Consider the following 15656-nt stretch of genomic DNA (forward strand, 5'->3'; position numbering starts at 1 on the left):
CCACGATCCGAAGCCATTTTCCTTTAAACTCCCCACCCCCAAAGGAATGCTCTCAGGACACGGAATGCCAGTCCCTTCTCTATCCCTTCGCCGCGCGTTGGTGCTCTGGCTATATGCCGTTGCGCTTTCGCATTTGCTCGTCAGCGTCGCGCTGACTTGGGCCGGTCATTCCGGGTTGTTCGACGGCTACTTGCACACGATCGAGCAGGCTTTCTGGGCCGCTGATGCGGTGCCCGTGGCTGCGCGTGAGCAGCAGGTCTGGTGGCTCGGTTTGTTCGGCGCGACGTTGCAAAGTTATTCGCTGTACATGCTCGCGCTGGTGCACATCGGCAATCGCTTGAAGGCTTCGATGGCCTGGGGTTGGTTGATCGCCGGCATCGTGCTGTGGGCGCCGCAGGATATGTTGTTCTCCGCGCAAAAGCAGGTGTGGTCGCATCTATGGTTCGACTGTTTTGCGTTGTTGGTTTTGCTGCCGCCGCTGTTTTGGTTGTTGCGTCATGACCGCAAAAATTCCCTTTCCGTTACCGCATTGAGTGAGCCGAACCATGCCTGATTTTTCGCTATTGGATTGGGCGGTCGCGTTGCTGATTGCCCAAGCGTGCCTGGGTGCGCTCGACACGCTGTATCACCATGAATTGACGGTGGCGTTGCCGTATCGCCACAGCGCGCGGCTGGAGTTGTCGATCCATGCATTGCGCTCGTGTTTCTACGGCGTGCTGTTTTTGGGCATGGCGCATCTGGCTTTTCACGGCACGTGGGCGATTGTGATTGCGCTGTTGTTTGCGCTGGAGATCGGCCTGACGTTGTGGGATTTCGTGGTCGAGGATCGCAGCCGCAAGCTGCCGGCCATCGAGCGCATCATGCATACGGTGCTGGCGGTGAATGGCGGGGCGTTTTTTGCGTTGTACGGCGTGCAACTGGCGCAGTGGGCGAGTTTGCCGACCGGTTTGGGCGCAGTGGATTTCGGCTGGCGCGGGTGGTTGTTGACGCTGTTCGCGATTGGCGTGACCGCGTCGGGGATTCGCGATGGGCTGGCGGCGTTGCGCATGCAGCGCGCGGGCAAGCCGGCGAATCCGTTTGCCGGCGGCGCCTACAAGCGCGTGCTCGTAACTGGCGGCACCGGGTTTATCGGCGAAGCGCTGGTCAATCAATTGCTCGACGCTGGCCACACCGTCAGCGTGCTGGCGCGTGATCCGTTGAAAGCCGCGTACCTGTTCGACGGTCGCGCGCGTTGCGTGCGCTCGCTGAGCAAACTCGGTTACCACGAAACCTTCGATGTGGTGATCAACCTCGCGGGTGCGCCAGTGGCCGGGCCGCGCTGGAGCGCCAAGCGCCAGGCGCAACTGCTCGCCAGTCGCGTCAACACCACCGAAGCGCTGCTGAGCTGGCTGAAAAACGCTACGCACAAACCGGCGCTGTGGATTCAGGCATCGGCCATTGGTTACTACGGCGTGCGCGATGCCAGCGAACATCTCGATGAAACATCGAGCAAGGGCGACGGCTTCATGGCCGAACTTTGTGCGCAATGGGAAGCCGCCGCGCAACCGGCCACGCAGTTCGGTGTCCGCCAAGTGGTGATGCGCCTCGGCGTGGTGTTCGGGCCGGGCGGTGCGTTGCTGCCGTTGCTGATTCCGTTCCGTCTGGGCTTCGGCGGGCGCATGGGTGATGGTCAGCAGATCATAAGCTGGGTGCATCGCGACGATGTGATTCAGGTGATCGCCCGCGCGTTCGACGATGAAAGTCTGAGCGGCACTTACAACTTGGTCGCGCCGGATACGGTCAGTCAGGCGGCGTTCGCCGAGCAGGCCGGCAAGGTCCTTAAGCGCCCCGTGTGGTTCCACATTCCCGCCGCGCCAGTGCGTGCGTTAGCCGGGGAAATGGCTCAGCTGTTTTTCGACGGTCAGCGTGTGCTGCCGCAGCGTTTGAGCGAAGCGGGCTACTCGTTCCGCTATCCGACCCTCGACGCCGCCCTGCGCGATCTGGCCTGAGGATCGCCCATGAGCAAGCCGCTGATGTACCTGCTGGCGGGCAACGGCAGCGCTGCCGATTGGTGGGATGACGCGCTGCCGCGTTTTCAGCGTTACGACGTGGTGCCGCTGGAGCTGCCGGGCTTCGGCGCCAATCCGCAGCCACCCTGTGAGGATCTTGCGGATTACGCGCAGACCTTGCTGGCGATGACGCAAAAGGGCAGCGCGATCATGGCGGTCGGGGTCAACGCCTTGCTGGTATTGCATGCATTGCAACGGCAGCCGGGACACTTTTCCCGCAGCGTACTACTGGCGCCAGTCGGGGCGTTTTTGTGGCAACGACGGTTGCCGGCGCTGATGTCGCCATTGCCGATTCGCAAAACCATTCACTGGCTGCTCTCGAACAAACCGACGCTGTTCGCGCGCAAGTTTTCCAACCAGACCTGGACGCCCGCGCAGTACCAACGCATGGGCGCCGGCTATGCCCGCTGCCGCGCGTTTGTGCCGCACTGGGACTTGGTGCGTGCCGACACCGCGCTGCCGCTGCTGGAGTGGATTACCGATCCGGTCGAGCTGGTGTGGGGCGATCAGGACGCCGTTCTCGGCATCGAGCAAGCGGCGGCATGGTCGGCGATTCTGGCTCGCGCTGATCTGACCATCAGCCTCAAACCCGGCTGGGGACATTACCCGTGGATCGACGCGCCGGCCGAATTTGCCGCGTGGCTGGAGTCCGGCGAGCGCGGGTTTGTCGCGCACACCAAGGGCGGGCGCTTGCGTCTGGCCGAGCTGGCCGGGCAGCCGGTCCCGGCGGCGTTGTCGCTCAACGATTGCGACGATCCACGCTTGCCCGCGTTTCTCGCCGGTCAGCCCGACGCGACTTGGGCCGTGCGTTCTTCGAGTTACGGCGAAGATCAGGCCGACTCGGCGAATGCCGGTTTGAGCACGACCTATCTGCGCGAGCCGACCGCCAACGTGCCGGCGCGCATCGCCGAGCTTACAGCCGAAGGCGTCGAGGAAGTGGTGGTGCAGCGCTTCGTCACGCCGCAGGTTTCCGGCATCGCGTTTGTGCGGCATCTGGCGGTTGAACTGGAATGGGTTGAAGGGCATCTGGAGTCGTTGGCCGACGGTCAGGTCAGTCCCGAGCGGGCGACCCTGTCGCGGCTCGGTAATGCTTGGCGCAGCGGCTCGTTTGTCGCAAAACACGGTTTGACCGAAGACCTGTTGTGGCGTTTTTTACAGGACGTGTTGCGCGTATTTCACTACGTGCCCGGCGATGTCGAATGGGCCTGGGACGGCACGCAATTGTGGCTGCTGCAATACCGGCCGATCAGTGATTACGGCTGGCGCCGTCACCTCACCGCCGCCAACATCGCCGAGATCCTCCCGCCGCAACCCAGCGTGCTAGTGGAGTACGCCCAGCGCCGCGCTGCCGCGAGCATTCCGGCGATCATGGCGCGTTGGGACGCGCGGGTGTTGCAGGACAACGAGCCGTTCACCGCAGTGTTCGGCGGCGCGTCCTACATCAACAACGACCTGTTTCTCGCACGGCTGGCCGACTGGGGCATCAGCGCCAGCAACTATGCCGGTGAAGTCGGCGGCGCCACGCCGCATCTAGCGTGGCAACCGCTGCGGATTCTGCGCTCGCTGCCGCTGTTCCTGCGCATGCAGCGCATCGCCCGTGGCCATCTGCTGACCCTTGAACGCGGCTTGCAGCGCTTCGATCAGGAACTGTCCGACCTTGTCGCCGAAGGTGCCGACGGTCAGCAACTGGCCGACTGGTTCACCCGGTTTTACGTGTTCGTGGTGCAGGGCAATCTGTGTATCGCCACCGCGCTGGCCAGCAGCGGCGGCGCTTGGCTGGGCCGACCTCCCACCGCTTACGACAACCTGGAAAACAGTCCGCATCGCCTGCCGTGGGAGACCGATCCGGCAACCCTGCGCCCAGCCGCAACCGAGCTGCCACTCCAGGCATTCCCGCAGTGGTCGCGGGCGATCCGCCTCGCCAACGCTTCCGGCCTGCCGGGCCTGCGCGGTTACTACCTGCAAGTACGCGAGTGGTACCGCGACAACCTGATGCGCATCTTCTTCCGCCTGCATCACGCCATGCCACCGGCCGATCGCGAAAACTGGTTCGCCCCGCACCCGGACATTCGCAGTCGCGACGGCAGCTTCTGGCAGGACGGCCGCGAAGGCACCGAACAAGCTGCGGGATTCATGATTTATCCGGGGCAGGTGCGGGGCATTCTTGGGGATGACATCTTGCTTGAAGACACCCTCGACCCGGGGCGGCATGCGCACTATCAAGCCGCTCGAGCGGTGATTGCGCGGATGGGTGGGCGCCTGTCCCATGGCTCGACGTTGTTGCGCGAACTGCGCAAGCCTTCGGCGGTGATGCCGCAGGTTGATCCGGCTTGGGTGGGGTGTGAGGTGGTGTATCGGGATGGTGAGTTGGAGCTGATCAGTGCAAAGGATGTGAAGTGAACATTCGAGGATTTCCCGGGTTGCTCTTCGCTTTGTTCGCGCTTGCACAAACGGACTATGTCGTTGCCGAGAGTACCGTGCTGGTCGGCAATGCCCCCGGCCAGTCGACCATTGCTCACGGGCCGACCGAGACAGTTGTCGATATGGATTCGTGCCGGTTCTCCATGCCGCTGTTGCAGGATCAATGGTGGAAGTTCGACGATTTCTATCCAGTGTTTATCGCGGCCAAGCAGTTACCCCATCCGTCCAGCGCCCCTCGTTTGTGGCAAGCGCAAACGTCGAGTGGCACCGACTGGCATTTCGAGAAACGCGGCGACCTGACTCAGCCGTGGTTTGGTTTGATGTGTGAAAACACTGAGTACTTTTCCCTTCTCACCGACTGGAAACCCCCCGAAGACGATGCGTTTGCGGTGCAGGTCCTGCGGGATGACAACGATCGCAGGTGTCCGGCGACGCTTACCGATCAAGGCTGGAAACCTAATGAGCTGGCGGGTCGTGCGAATACCTACACCTTCGAGCAGTGGGGCGGAGACAAGTCGTCGGGGTTCATCTTCGGCTTCCACGACAGGTCAAAACAGCACATCACCCGCGTCGCTTTTTGCCTGCTGCGCGGCAAAGACGTGCTGATCGGAGCAGCGGAATTAGGCTCGGCCAAGCCATTGTCGATCAACACGGCAGGGTTCGAACAGATCAAGAAAGCAGTGCGCAGCATCGCATTCGAATGAACATCCCGACGATACGTCGCACAGATGGAGTTACAGCGTGAAAGGATTTTTGGTTCTACTCGGCAGCTTGCTGCTGGCGGTCTCATCCATGGCCTTCGCCACCGACCCTGCTTTCAAGGATTACGCCGTCACCCCGATCTTCACCGGCACTCACCCTGCACTGGTGCCGCAGGAAAACAGCAGCCCAGTGATGGACAGTGCGCGAGCGAAGGCCCTGAAAGGCAAGGTTAACTTCGCCGGCCATTACATCGTGCACCAGCTCGGTTGCGGCGGTGGCGCCATCTGCGCCGAAGTGCTTGATGCGCGCACCGGAGAAGTGGTCGGCGGGCTGCCGAATGCCTACGACGGCAGCACGTTCGCCATGCTCTACCAGCCCGACAGTCGCTTGATTTTCATCACCGGTATCACCCTCGACGGCGAAGAAGACGCTCAGGGTAATTCGCTGGAAAGCGTCAACCGGTATCGCTACTACGAATTTGTGAACAACGAATTCCGACTGCTGACGATGACCGACGCGGAATCGCCGCCGCTTGAATAAGGATGATTGGATGAACGGTTTTTTCCTTCGGCTCGTTCTGAACGCGTTGCTGCTTTTGCCTTTCGCCCTGCCGGCGAGTGCCAATGAAGGGAGTTGCTACGGCTACCTCACCGAGTTGGTCAGGAGCAGCGACTTTCCGTTTCTGTATGTCGGCAAGGACAAGGTGAATCTGCTGATTGATGAGGATGACGGAGAAATGGTGCGCGCCCAGCTGTTCTTCGACACCGACGGCACCGGCATCATTGGCTGGATCAAGTACACCCCGGCGACGCGCGTATTGCTCAACACTTCGGCGGATCTGGATGAGCCAGTTAAGTTGTCCTTCGACGCCAGGTTCGCCGATGGCTACGCAAAGTGTTTGATGGAAAAACAGGCCGGTTAAAGGCGACAGGGATTTCACGATGAATCAGTATTTTTTCGCTGGCAGCCTGGCATGGCTGCTCTCGTCGCCGGCGTTCGCTGCGCCGGCGGATGCTTACACCCAGCGCGACGTGATGCAGTGCGCTGGTGTTGAAGTGGTGTTGGTTTCTTCTTGCCGATCCGTGACGGTGGATGACGCAGAAACCCACCTCATCGCGGTTTGTTCCGATCAGACCATCAACATCGGCGGCAAAGTGCTGCGGCGCAACATCGACAAGGTTTCACAGCTCACGTCCGACGGTAAGAAGACGAAGATGCTGACTAACGTGGTAGTGGCGATGGATTGTGTGCAAGGCACCAAAGGCAGCCTCGTTTCCATTGGCGGATATGGCGGTTGTGGTGCCTGCCCGGAGTGGCGCGGTTATTACTCCACGGTCGGACGGTTGGAGCATTACAGCTACAGCAATAGCTATAAGTCGTTTGGTTCGAAAGGTTCTTGGGAAGGGCTTATCGAGGCTTATGGCGTCACGGAGAAACAACTGCAATCGGAAAGCCCGGCAGTAAAAAGGATCGTTTATGGCCAGCCTTAAATGGGTGCTGATGTTCGGCAGTTTATTTGCCACAAGTGCGTTCGCCGAAGACCCGCCAATAGTTGGTATTGACGGACATACGGTGACGTTTCGGGCGACAAAATGGACGATGCCCGGTGTGGAGTCGGCGACCGCATGGTTCACCGCAAACGGCAAAACCTTCCCGCTTTTCGGCCCCGACGTTGGCGCCGATGGGCACTCCAATATGCTCAGTCCTGACAAGAAAACCTTGCTGCTCGACCCGGTGATCTTCGGCATGTTGTCGGAGGAGGACGGTAAAGAGACGCTGCAATCACAACAGCATTGCGATGTGATTTCGATGGAGACGGGTTGTGTGCTGGCTGAGCGTTCTGCTTATTTTTGTGTCGGTAAGTGGGTGAGTAATCAGTGGGTTTCCGCAGACGGTGATGTGCTCTCTCCCACCTTGGAGACGGTGTCCCCCAAGGACTTGTTGAAACAGGTCTCAAATATCGAACCGGCGCAGTCCCGCGCGCAGTCCATCGAAGGCAGCCTGGACTTCTTGAGTCCCGAATCCTACATGGCATGCCACCCCCCGGCGCAAAATGTTCAGGCCTACAACGACTTGGGTTTCTACCTGGCCGAGGGCGGTAGAGATGAGCTTGCGCTGAAGTTTTATCGCGGCGTTGAGGCGGTGGGCAAACGCACGGTATTGATGCTGAACATCGCCGACTCACTATGGCGACTAAACAGGAAAGACGAAGCGCAGCGCTATTACCGCAAGTACGGCGAAGCAATGGTTGCCGCCGGCAAGACACAGAAAATTCCGCAACGAGTAGTTGAGCGAACTGTCATCCAGGGACTGAAAAATTGAACATCTTTGCGAGCTTTGTCGCCTTGGGACTTGGGTTGTTATCGTCGACTCAGCCGGCGTTGGCAAGTGATCCCCAAACCATCGGCCAGTTGCATCCGCCGGTAGTTGCCTCGCTGGGTGATCAAAAGATCACGGTGTTCTTTTTGAAGAACAACCTCAAAGGTCAGGCGAGAGAAGTGCATGTGCCCGATGCTGAAATTTTCTACGCCCCCATGGATGCGACAAAGCCTTCGCTGAATTATGTGTGGAAGGTCGAAGGCGGTGAGATCGCCTCGGTGTTCTTCTTCGAGCGCAAATCCCCGGCGCGAGCGGGGAAGTCGATGTTTGTTCTAACAAAACGCAAAGTCTCGGACAGTCATTTCGAAGGTAGCTCCTACTCGGTGCTGGAACTGCCGCTCTTCAAGGATGGCGATCACTTGTCGTTGCAGTTCTTTCGCGGTGACCCGCCAGAACCCGAATTTCAGAACTGCCGCGACGGCCTGAATAAGGAAGATCACGTAGAAGTCGAGTGCGCTTACAAGGATGCGGCGAGCGTTAAAAAGCGATTGGCAGAATGGGATGCACAGATGATTGCGCGCTCAAAGCTGGAAGCGGCAAATGTCGCTTGTCCCTCAACCGAATTCTTAGCGTTCCTTACAGCCTTCTCCGAGAGCACCGAAGTTCAGAAAGCCTTTGTTCAACAGCCGCTGAAAATGGTCACGACCGTTGCGGGCGATCCCGAGCCCGAGATGCAAAAAAACAGTCTCAGCGGTGATCAGCTCAAGTTTCCAATCATCCCTGATCTGGCGAAGCGCGAAGTCCAAGGCCTGACGTTGACGGTCAAGGAAGAGCGGGGCAACAAGGCCACGGCGATTCTGCAGAAGCCGGATACCGACTATGTCTTCGAGTATCGGTTTGTCCGTGGGCAGTGCTGGCGGCTGGAAGAAGTGATGGATTACTCGCTTTGAAAACGGTGACAAGTTGAAAAGATTAGGCTTGATCGCGGTATTGCTGTGTTCTTTCTCTGCAGTGGCGGGGCCGATGTTCCCGGCACTCAAGTCGTGTATGGACGCCAACAGCGACTGTGCGCTCGCGCTGAAGGACGATTTCCTGGTGGACGCACAGTCCGGGCAGCGTCTCTCCGAAAGTGCGGTATCGGCCGGAGCGATGAGTGTTTTCTGGCTGTATCGAGATGGCGAGCGCTACATCCTGGAGGAAGAAAATTCCTCACAGTCGAAGACGCGCCGTTGGCTGGTTTTTTCCTACAACAACGGAAAAGTGCTCCTCGACGGTGCCTATATTTTCTCGATAAACATTGATATGAACACCGGCCCGTATTGGCATGGTTACGATTGTCGAGGTGATGCCAAGCCGTTCGCTGTTCCCACGAAAGACTCATTCAGTGACGTCGCTTTGGAGGAATTGTGCGGTGAGGCCGAAGGCTGGGTCGTTTCGGGGAAGGATTCTGTAGTGCCTGTATCTGCCAAGGGGCTGGCTGTGAGCGTCCCCGTTTATCACGCCCGCACCCGTGATGGTTCAGCGACGTACCTGTTTACTGAAAGCGATGTTCCGGATCTTTCGAAGCTGGTTTGCCTGTCCAATTGTGCCGATGTCGCGCAAACGCCAGAGCGCGTCTCGCAAGACACCGCGCCATTGAAAGGCGGGCAGGACGGAACGCTGTGCTCGGATGACGAAGACATTTATTTCAGCTGTCCGTTAACTGGCGGCAAGACGGTTTCTGTTTGTGCGAGTGGGAACAGCAAGCCTTCGGCTGGCTTTGTTCAGTACCGTTATGGTGTACCGGGAAAAATAGAGATGGTGTTCCCGAAGAGCGCTGTACCGCCCAAAGGAAAATTCTTTGTAGTGAATGCGTCGGAAGGCAGTGTGAACCTGAACATCATCAAGTTTAAAACGGGTCCGTACACCTACCTCGTTAATCAAGCCTTCGTCAGCTATCTGACCGTGCTCAAGGATGACAAACTTATCTTCAGGCAGCGTTGCGCTGCCGGAGGTTATTCTTTTATCAACCGGTCAGCGCTCCAAGGGTTGCAGTCACGTCCCAAGAGCGCAGAAGACTTTCGCTAGTTCGTTGGTAATGAAAATCGAAAAAGGGGACGTGAAGTCCCCTTTTTTCCTACCGCGATTTTGTTACGGCTTAATCCCGTACTCCTTCAACTCGATGTTATCGAGCACGCCTTCCACCATTAGCTGCACGCCATCCGCCATCCTGCTCAAGGCCAATGCCACCGAGCGGCGTGTGCCGTCGAGGTCGTCGGCCAGGTCGGCGGCGATGGCGCTGATGGATAGCAGGTCTTCCGAGGCGTTGGCCATCAGGGCTTCGGCGTCGATGTCGCTGGAGAGGGTGAAAAGACCGCCTCGGCGTTTCGGCGGAGGATCGGACGGTGGGGCGGATGCAGGGGCGGGGGCCGGGCCGAAATGGTGGTCGAGGGCGCGCTCGGCGGCTTCGTGGAATTTCTTTGAGTCTGGGGATTCGTACGGCGAAACTGTTTCGTCGGCGGGCGTTGGATTGGTCATCGGTGTAAATCCTTTTAAGTTGGAAAGATTTGCTCCGAGGTCGGACTTGCACATCCGGCCACCGATTTTGCGGTGACGAACAAAGGTTATCGCCGAACCTCCAGCCCGCATAGTTCATGGACAGCGCCAGAGTTTGAAGGACATTTCCGACAGGGTTGCGGGTTAGAAGATCAAAAGATCGTCCGATCGCGGCCCGAGCCTTCGGCAGCTCCTACAGGAATGTGTTTCTTCAGGTGTAGGAAGTTGGGCGTGAAAGAGTGACTTGGTAGTCATCAGGCGAGAAAAGCGTGGCATCGTCTTCTATCAGTGGCAGATAGTGGCGAATTGGCGCGAAGCCGTTACACTGCGCCGGCCGTTCATTTTCCTTTTGAGGCTGTGCGCATGAAATTTCGTTTTCTTCTGTGGATGCTGGGTCTGTTGATGGGTAAGGCCAGTCGGACAAATCCTGCGTTTCAGCAGCAGTTGGGTGACAAAGATTTGGTGTTCCAGATGCAGACTCTGGACGGCAAGGTGGCGCGGCATTTCGTGGTGAAGAATCAGCGCATTACCAGCAAGTCTGGGATGGTGGCGGAGCCGGCATTCGCGATCGCCTTCAAGGACGCGGCGTTCGGTTTTGCCACGATGCAAGCGAAGAACAAGCAGTTGGCGTTCATGCAGGGGATTCAGGACAAGACGATTCAGATCAAAGGCAACCCGGCGCTGGTGATGTGGTTCCAGGGGTTGATGAAGTATTTGAAGCCGAGGAAGGCTAAGCCGAAGGCTTGAGGATTTAGGCGGGTTGTTGGTGAGCTGCTTTTTGTGGCGAGGGGATTTATCCCCGTTCGGCTGCGCAGCAGTCGCAAACCCGCGAATAAGGTATGCCTGATACAGCTGGCTTTTAGATTTTAGGGCCGCTTCGCAGCCCAGCGGGGATGAATCCCCTCGCCACAGGGGTTGTGTTGAGTCAGTTGGATCGAGTTGGATTTATCGCGGGCAAGCCCGCTACCACAGGGATCGCGTGGATCTTGTGGGGGTGGCTTGCCCGTGATGCGTTTAGGCCTGGCTGAATTGCGAAGCGAGTTCGCGCAGCAGGACTTCGGCTTCGAGGACTTTGCTGACGACGTCGTTGGCTTTGTCGCGGGTCAGGCCGACGCGTTCGAGCAGGGCGTCGGGGATGTCTTCGTCAGGGCCTGAGCCTACTCCGCGAGCGCGCAGCAGGCGTACCGCCAGGCACACGAGGTTCGGGTATTCGGCGTAGGCGCCGTCGTAGCTTGGGTCGTGCTGGAAGCGCAGGGCGGTGGCCAGTTCGTCCGGCATGTCCCAGTAGCGCATCAGCCACGAGCCGATCTGCTCGCGGCTGATGCCCAGCAGGTGTTGCTCGACGTAGCTGTGGCACAGGTGCGGGTTGACCTCAAGGTGGCGGCAGATCAGCGAGAAGTGCGGCGGGAACACGTGGGCCAGCAGCAGGTAACCGAAGTTGTGCAGCAGACCGGCGAGGTAGGTCAGGCCGGCTTCCGGGCGCTGGGCGCGGGGCATGGCGCGGGTCAGGCCTTCGATGACGGCGGCGGTGTAGATCGACTGCTGCCAGTACGGCGTGGTGTGTTGCGGATGGTCTTTCGGCAGGCTCAGAGTCTTGCCGAGGGCCAGGCCCAGTGCGAGGTTGATCACCAGATCGAAACCCAGCACGCGGACGATGGCGTCTTCCACCGAACGAATCTTGCCCGGCGAGGCGTAGTACGGCGACGCCGCCCAGCTCACCACTTGTGCGGCCAGCGCCGGGTCGGTTTCGACCACGCCAGTGATGTCGTCGATGGTCGCGTTCGGGTCAACCCGCAGCTTGATGATTTTTTGCGCGGTTTCGGCCAGCGGCGGAATCTCGATGGTCGCTTCCAGACGCTGCTGGATGCGCCGCGCGGTGAACGCTTGCACGGCCTGGGTGATTTCCTCGCGGTCATCATCGGGGCGGTCGAGGTTCGGGCGGATGCTGGTCAGGTTTTCGCCGAAGTTGGCGGCGCTGGCCTTGGTCAGCATGGTCTTGAAGGCTTCGCTGGTGATCTCCAGCAGCAGGCCCGGCTCGCCGGAGTTGATCAGCAACTTCGGTTCACGCAGCAGGCTTTCTTCGTAGAGGCACGGCGAACTGGTCAGCGCCGGCAGGCCCGGCAACAGGCTCAGGCTGTGTTTGCCGAGCATCTTTTCCAGGCGCTCGGTGGACACCGCAGTCAGGCGGCGGCCGGTCAGTTCGGCGAGGCGATTGAGGTCGAGCAACTGGCTTTGCGGGAACAGCACCATCAGCGCGCCCACGGCGTCATCCAGCAACACGGCCTGTACTTTGCGCGAGGCATTCAGGCCGTGGTGGTCGAGCACTTCTTCGTAGGCGATGCCCAGCTTGCCCAGCAGCAGCCGAATTACCGACGGAGCTTGCGGGGGTTCGGGGGCGAGAGCAGCTTCGGTCATGGTCTGTATCCGTTTTTGAAACAATTGCTGGAGTATAACCAGCTTGGTTGGGACGAGGGTTCAGAAACTGCGACGCTGCTCACACTTGGCCATATTGCTGCCCATGGCGCAGCCAGCGATCAAGCAGCGGGCTGACGTGCGTCGGCCAGCGTTCGAGCAACGCTTGCGCGGCGTCACGTACGGCGGGCAGCAGATCGGCGTCGCGCATCAGGTCGGCGACTTTGAATTGCAGCAGACCGGTCTGGCGGGTGCCGAGCATTTCGCCGGGGCCGCGCAGCTCAAGGTCTTTCTCGGCGATAACGAAACCGTCGTTGGTCTCGCGCATGATGCCGAGGCGCTGACGACCGATCTGTGACAGCGGCGGATGGTAGAGCAGCACGCAATGGCTGGCAGCGCTGCCGCGTCCGACCCGGCCGCGCAACTGGTGCAGTTGCGCCAAGCCGAGGCGCTCAGGGTTTTCGATGATCATCAGACTGGCGTTAGGCACGTCGACGCCGACTTCAATTACCGTGGTCGCGACCAGCAGTTGCAGGTTGCCGGCCTTGAATTCGGCCATGACGGCGGCTTTCTCCACCGGTTTCATACGGCCGTGGATCAGCCCGACTTTCAACTCGCCGAGGGCGAGGGTGAGGTCTTCGAAAGTGGTTTCGGCGGCCTGGCAGGTCAGCTCTTCGGATTCTTCAATCAGGGTGCAGACCCAATAGGCCTGACGACCTTCGGCGCAGGCACCGCGCACGCGTTCGATGACTTCGACGCGGCGCGTGTCGGTGACCAGCACGGTGTTGACCGGGGTGCGACCCGGCGGCAATTCGTCGAGGATCGAGGTGTCGAGGTCGGCATAGGCGCTCATCGCCAGCGTGCGCGGAATCGGCGTGGCGGTCATGATCAATTGGTGCGGACACATGCGCCCGCCAACACCTTTCTGCCGCAGTGCCAGACGTTGCTGCACGCCAAAGCGGTGCTGTTCGTCGATGATCACCAGCGCCAGATTCTTGAACTTCACTTCGTCCTGAAACAGCGCGTGCGTGCCGACCACCATCGGTGTGCCGCTGGCGATCTGTTCCAGTGCGGCCACGCGGTTTTTACCCTTGAGCTTGCCCGCCAGCCACGCGACTTCGATGCCCAGCGGTTCGAGCCAGCGCTTGAACGTGATGAAGTGCTGCTCGGCGAGAATCTCGGTCGGCGCCATCAGCGCGACTTGGTAACCGGCCTCCAACGCCTGCAACGCAGCGAGGGCGGCGACCACGGTTTTACCCGCGCCAACGTCGCCCTGAATCAGCCGCAGCATCGGTTCGTGCTGACTGAGGTCGTAGGCGATTTCATTGCCCACGCGCTGCTGGGCGCCGGTCGGGGCGAAGCCGAGATTGGCCAGGTATTTCGGCGGCAGCTTGGTAGCTTTCGGCATCGCCGGCGCACGTAGCGAGCGCATGCTTTCGCGCAGACGTTGCTGCGACAGTTGATGCGTCAGCAGTTCTTCAAAGGCCAGGCGATGCTGCGCCCAGTGATGACCGAGGGCGAGTTCATCGACGTCGGCATCGGCGGGCGGGTTGTGCAGGTAGCGGATCGCATCGGCCAGCGGGGCGAGTTGATAGTCGCGCGCCAGTTCGGTCGGCAGCCAGTCGGGCAGGCTGGACGGGCCGAGCAGGGTAAGGGTCTGCATGCACAGTTGGCGCAGGCGCGCCTGGGTCAGGCCTTCGGTCAGCGGGTAAACCGGGGTCAGGGTTTCATCCACTGGCGGCGGTTCGTCGCCGGTGATCGCGCGGTATTCCGGGTGGTAGATTTCCAGCCCGGAAGCGCCGGGCCGGGCTTCGCCGTAGCAGCGAATCCGCGTGCCGCGTTTCAGGCCTTCTTTCTGCGCATTGCTGAAATGATAGAAGCGCAGACTGAGCCCGCCGGTGCCGTCCTGCATGCGCACCACCAGACTGCGGCGGCGGCCCATGACCACGTCAGCGCCGCTGACGGTGCCTTCGACCACGGCGTCCTGTCCCGGTCGCAAGTGGCCGATCGGCACCACGCGGGTGCGATCCTGATAACGCAGGGGCAGGTGAAACAGCACGTCCTGGAGATTTTCCAGACCGACCTTGGCCAGTTTCTCGGCCATGGCTTCACCGACACCCTTGAGTGCCGTCACCGATACTTGCGACAGCTCCGTCATGACCCTGGCTTAACCGGCTGTGACCGGTGCCGCTGGCTTGGCCACCGAGCACAGGCGAATGGAGTCGGCGAGGATCTCGATGGCTTTCGGCCGTGGGAAGCTTGCGCGCCACGCAATGGCCACGGTGCGGAACGGAACCGGCGCCGACAGTGGCCGCACTTCGATCACGCCCGGAGCGTAGTGATGGCTATCGACTGCCGACAGCGGCAGGATCGAAATGCCCAGACCGGACGCGACCATGTGGCGGATGGTTTCCAGCGAGCTGGATTCCACCGTGGTGTGTTTGGCGCCGTCGTTGCCTTTGGTCAGGGTCGGGCAGGCTTCCAGCACTTGGTCGCGGAAGCAGTGACCCTCGCCGAGCAGCAGCAGGCTCTTGTCGTTGAGCAGCCCGGCGTCGATGGATTCTTTCTGGGTCCACGGGTGCTGGGCCGGCATCAGGACGTAGAACGGCTCGTCGTAGAGTTGCAGGGTCAGCACGTCGGCTTCGTTGAACGGCAGGGCGATGATGATCGCGTCGAGCTCGCCGTTGCGCAGTTTGTCGCGCAGCACGTGGGTGAAGTTTTCTTCGATGTACAACGGCATCTGCGGGGCGACCCGGTGCAGTTGTGGAATCAGATGCGGGAACAGGTACGGGCCGACGGTGTAGATCGCGCCGACTTTCAGCGGGGCGGTCAGCTGGTTCTTGCCAGCCTGAGCCAGCTCACGGATGCCTTGCGCCTGCTCGAGCACTTTTTGCGCCTGAGCGACGATGCCTTCGCCGACCGGCGTCACGCGCACGGCACTCTTGCTGCGCTCGAAAATCAGCACACCGAGTTCGTCTTCAAGTTTCTTCACGCCCACCGACAGGGTCGGCTGGCTGACGTGGCATTTCTCGGCGGCATGGCCGAAATGCTGCTCTTGGGCGAGGGTAACGATGTAGCGCAATTCTGTGAGGGTCATAGCAAGCGTCCATGAAGGTGCGGGCCAAGCATACCGAGTGCAATCGATAGACGCACGTTATCAGACTCAGTGATGAGTGCGACACCGGGCAATAGCGGTTTAGCGCTTATGGAGAGGGCAAA

General features: G+C 60.1%; 15 protein-coding genes. 11 read left to right on the forward strand and 4 right to left on the reverse strand.

The features are described 5' to 3' along the window. Positions 1-64: 64 nt before the first annotated feature. The 10 genes from ACOI8A_RS21545 to ACOI8A_RS21590 all read left to right on the forward strand — a co-directional run bounded on the left by ACOI8A_RS21545 (position 65) and on the right by ACOI8A_RS21590 (position 9557). Positions 65-553: a cell division protein gene (locus ACOI8A_RS21545; RefSeq protein WP_420649278.1), complete on the forward strand. Its 489-nt coding sequence runs from the start codon at positions 65-67 to the stop codon at positions 551-553. Further along, positions 546-1988 (forward strand): TIGR01777 family oxidoreductase, encoded by a 1443-nt coding sequence (locus ACOI8A_RS21550; protein WP_420649277.1) that lies wholly within the window; start codon positions 546-548, stop codon positions 1986-1988. The genes ACOI8A_RS21545 and ACOI8A_RS21550 overlap by 8 nt, the downstream gene beginning before the upstream one ends. Before the next feature lie 9 nt (positions 1989-1997). Continuing rightward, on the forward strand, positions 1998-4448 hold the full coding sequence (locus tag ACOI8A_RS21555) for an alpha/beta hydrolase (RefSeq protein WP_420649276.1): 2451 nt from the start codon (positions 1998-2000) through the stop codon (positions 4446-4448). After that, a complete protein-coding gene (locus ACOI8A_RS21560) occupies positions 4445-5173 on the forward strand; it encodes a hypothetical protein (RefSeq protein ID WP_420649275.1) in 729 nt (242 codons plus the stop codon). Before ACOI8A_RS21555 ends, ACOI8A_RS21560 begins: the two co-directional genes overlap by 4 nt. An 88-nt stretch (positions 5174-5261) precedes the next feature. Continuing rightward, positions 5262-5711 (forward strand): hypothetical protein, encoded by a 450-nt coding sequence (locus ACOI8A_RS21565; protein ID WP_420649393.1) that lies wholly within the window; start codon positions 5262-5264, stop codon positions 5709-5711. 10 nt (positions 5712-5721) lie between these two features. Next, positions 5722-6093, forward strand: coding sequence for a hypothetical protein (locus tag ACOI8A_RS21570; RefSeq protein ID WP_420649274.1), 372 nt, complete (start codon positions 5722-5724; stop codon positions 6091-6093). A gap of 19 nt (positions 6094-6112) precedes the next feature. Further along, positions 6113-6661 carry a hypothetical protein gene (locus ACOI8A_RS21575; protein ID WP_420649273.1) on the forward strand — a complete coding sequence of 183 codons (549 nt, stop codon included), beginning with the start codon at positions 6113-6115 and terminating at the stop codon, positions 6659-6661. Further along, positions 6648-7493: a tetratricopeptide repeat protein gene (locus tag ACOI8A_RS21580; protein ID WP_420649272.1), complete on the forward strand. Its 846-nt coding sequence runs from the start codon at positions 6648-6650 to the stop codon at positions 7491-7493. Before ACOI8A_RS21575 ends, ACOI8A_RS21580 begins: the two co-directional genes overlap by 14 nt. Then, positions 7490-8440 (forward strand): hypothetical protein, encoded by a 951-nt coding sequence (locus ACOI8A_RS21585; protein ID WP_420649271.1) that lies wholly within the window; start codon positions 7490-7492, stop codon positions 8438-8440. The genes ACOI8A_RS21580 and ACOI8A_RS21585 overlap by 4 nt, the downstream gene beginning before the upstream one ends. Positions 8441-8468: 28 nt before the next feature. Beyond that, positions 8469-9557 carry a hypothetical protein gene (locus ACOI8A_RS21590; RefSeq protein ID WP_420649270.1) on the forward strand — a complete coding sequence of 363 codons (1089 nt, stop codon included), beginning with the start codon at positions 8469-8471 and terminating at the stop codon, positions 9555-9557. A gap of 63 nt (positions 9558-9620) precedes the next feature. On the opposite strand, the gene ACOI8A_RS21595 is transcribed toward ACOI8A_RS21590, so the two are convergent. After that, a complete protein-coding gene (locus tag ACOI8A_RS21595; RefSeq protein WP_420649269.1) occupies positions 9621-10007 on the reverse strand; it encodes a DUF6124 family protein in 387 nt (128 codons plus the stop codon). A gap of 381 nt (positions 10008-10388) precedes the next feature. Between ACOI8A_RS21595 and ACOI8A_RS21600 the strand changes: the two genes are divergently transcribed. Further along, entirely contained in the window at positions 10389-10772 is a 384-nt protein-coding gene (locus tag ACOI8A_RS21600) for an SCP2 sterol-binding domain-containing protein (RefSeq protein ID WP_420649268.1), read from the forward strand. A gap of 267 nt (positions 10773-11039) precedes the next feature. Here ACOI8A_RS21600 and ACOI8A_RS21605 read toward each other — a convergent pair whose 3' ends face one another. From ACOI8A_RS21605 to ACOI8A_RS21615, 3 genes are all read right to left on the reverse strand, one after another. Then, positions 11040-12440: an aminoacyl-tRNA deacylase and HDOD domain-containing protein gene (locus ACOI8A_RS21605; RefSeq protein WP_420649267.1), complete on the reverse strand. Its 1401-nt coding sequence runs from the start codon at positions 12438-12440 to the stop codon at positions 11040-11042. A gap of 79 nt (positions 12441-12519) precedes the next feature. After that, positions 12520-14595, reverse strand: a complete 2076-nt coding sequence (gene recG, locus ACOI8A_RS21610; protein ID WP_420649266.1) for an ATP-dependent DNA helicase RecG — start codon at positions 14593-14595, stop codon at positions 12520-12522. A 9-nt stretch (positions 14596-14604) separates the two neighbouring features. Beyond that, positions 14605-15534 carry a hydrogen peroxide-inducible genes activator gene (locus tag ACOI8A_RS21615; RefSeq protein ID WP_166221843.1) on the reverse strand — a complete coding sequence of 310 codons (930 nt, stop codon included), beginning with the start codon at positions 15532-15534 and terminating at the stop codon, positions 14605-14607. Between the last annotated feature and the right edge of the window lie 122 nt (positions 15535-15656).

Origin of the sequence: Pseudomonas sp. P4795 (genome assembly GCF_048822895.1) — a bacterium.
Lineage (GTDB): Bacteria > Pseudomonadota > Gammaproteobacteria > Pseudomonadales > Pseudomonadaceae > Aquipseudomonas.

What these genes read in the sequence shown, in the direction of transcription:
- ACOI8A_RS21545 (WP_420649278.1), top strand. Translation starts at nt 65, where the DNA reads ATGCCAGTCCCTTCTCTATCCCTTCGCCGCGCGTTGGTGCTCTGGCTA.
- ACOI8A_RS21550 (WP_420649277.1), top strand. Translation starts at nt 546, where the DNA reads ATGCCTGATTTTTCGCTATTGGATTGGGCGGTCGCGTTGCTGATTGCC.
- ACOI8A_RS21555 (WP_420649276.1), top strand. Translation starts at nt 1,998, where the DNA reads ATGAGCAAGCCGCTGATGTACCTGCTGGCGGGCAACGGCAGCGCTGCC.
- ACOI8A_RS21565 (WP_420649393.1), top strand. Translation starts at nt 5,262, where the DNA reads ATGGCCTTCGCCACCGACCCTGCTTTCAAGGATTACGCCGTCACCCCG.
- ACOI8A_RS21570 (WP_420649274.1), top strand. Translation starts at nt 5,722, where the DNA reads ATGAACGGTTTTTTCCTTCGGCTCGTTCTGAACGCGTTGCTGCTTTTG.
- ACOI8A_RS21575 (WP_420649273.1), top strand. Translation starts at nt 6,113, where the DNA reads ATGAATCAGTATTTTTTCGCTGGCAGCCTGGCATGGCTGCTCTCGTCG.
- ACOI8A_RS21580 (WP_420649272.1), top strand. Translation starts at nt 6,648, where the DNA reads ATGGCCAGCCTTAAATGGGTGCTGATGTTCGGCAGTTTATTTGCCACA.
- ACOI8A_RS21595 (WP_420649269.1), bottom strand. Translation starts at nt 10,007, where the DNA reads ATGACCAATCCAACGCCCGCCGACGAAACAGTTTCGCCGTACGAATCC.
- ACOI8A_RS21600 (WP_420649268.1), top strand. Translation starts at nt 10,389, where the DNA reads ATGAAATTTCGTTTTCTTCTGTGGATGCTGGGTCTGTTGATGGGTAAG.
- ACOI8A_RS21605 (WP_420649267.1), bottom strand. Translation starts at nt 12,440, where the DNA reads ATGACCGAAGCTGCTCTCGCCCCCGAACCCCCGCAAGCTCCGTCGGTA.
- recG (WP_420649266.1), bottom strand. Translation starts at nt 14,595, where the DNA reads ATGACGGAGCTGTCGCAAGTATCGGTGACGGCACTCAAGGGTGTCGGT.
- ACOI8A_RS21615 (WP_166221843.1), bottom strand. Translation starts at nt 15,534, where the DNA reads ATGACCCTCACAGAATTGCGCTACATCGTTACCCTCGCCCAAGAGCAG.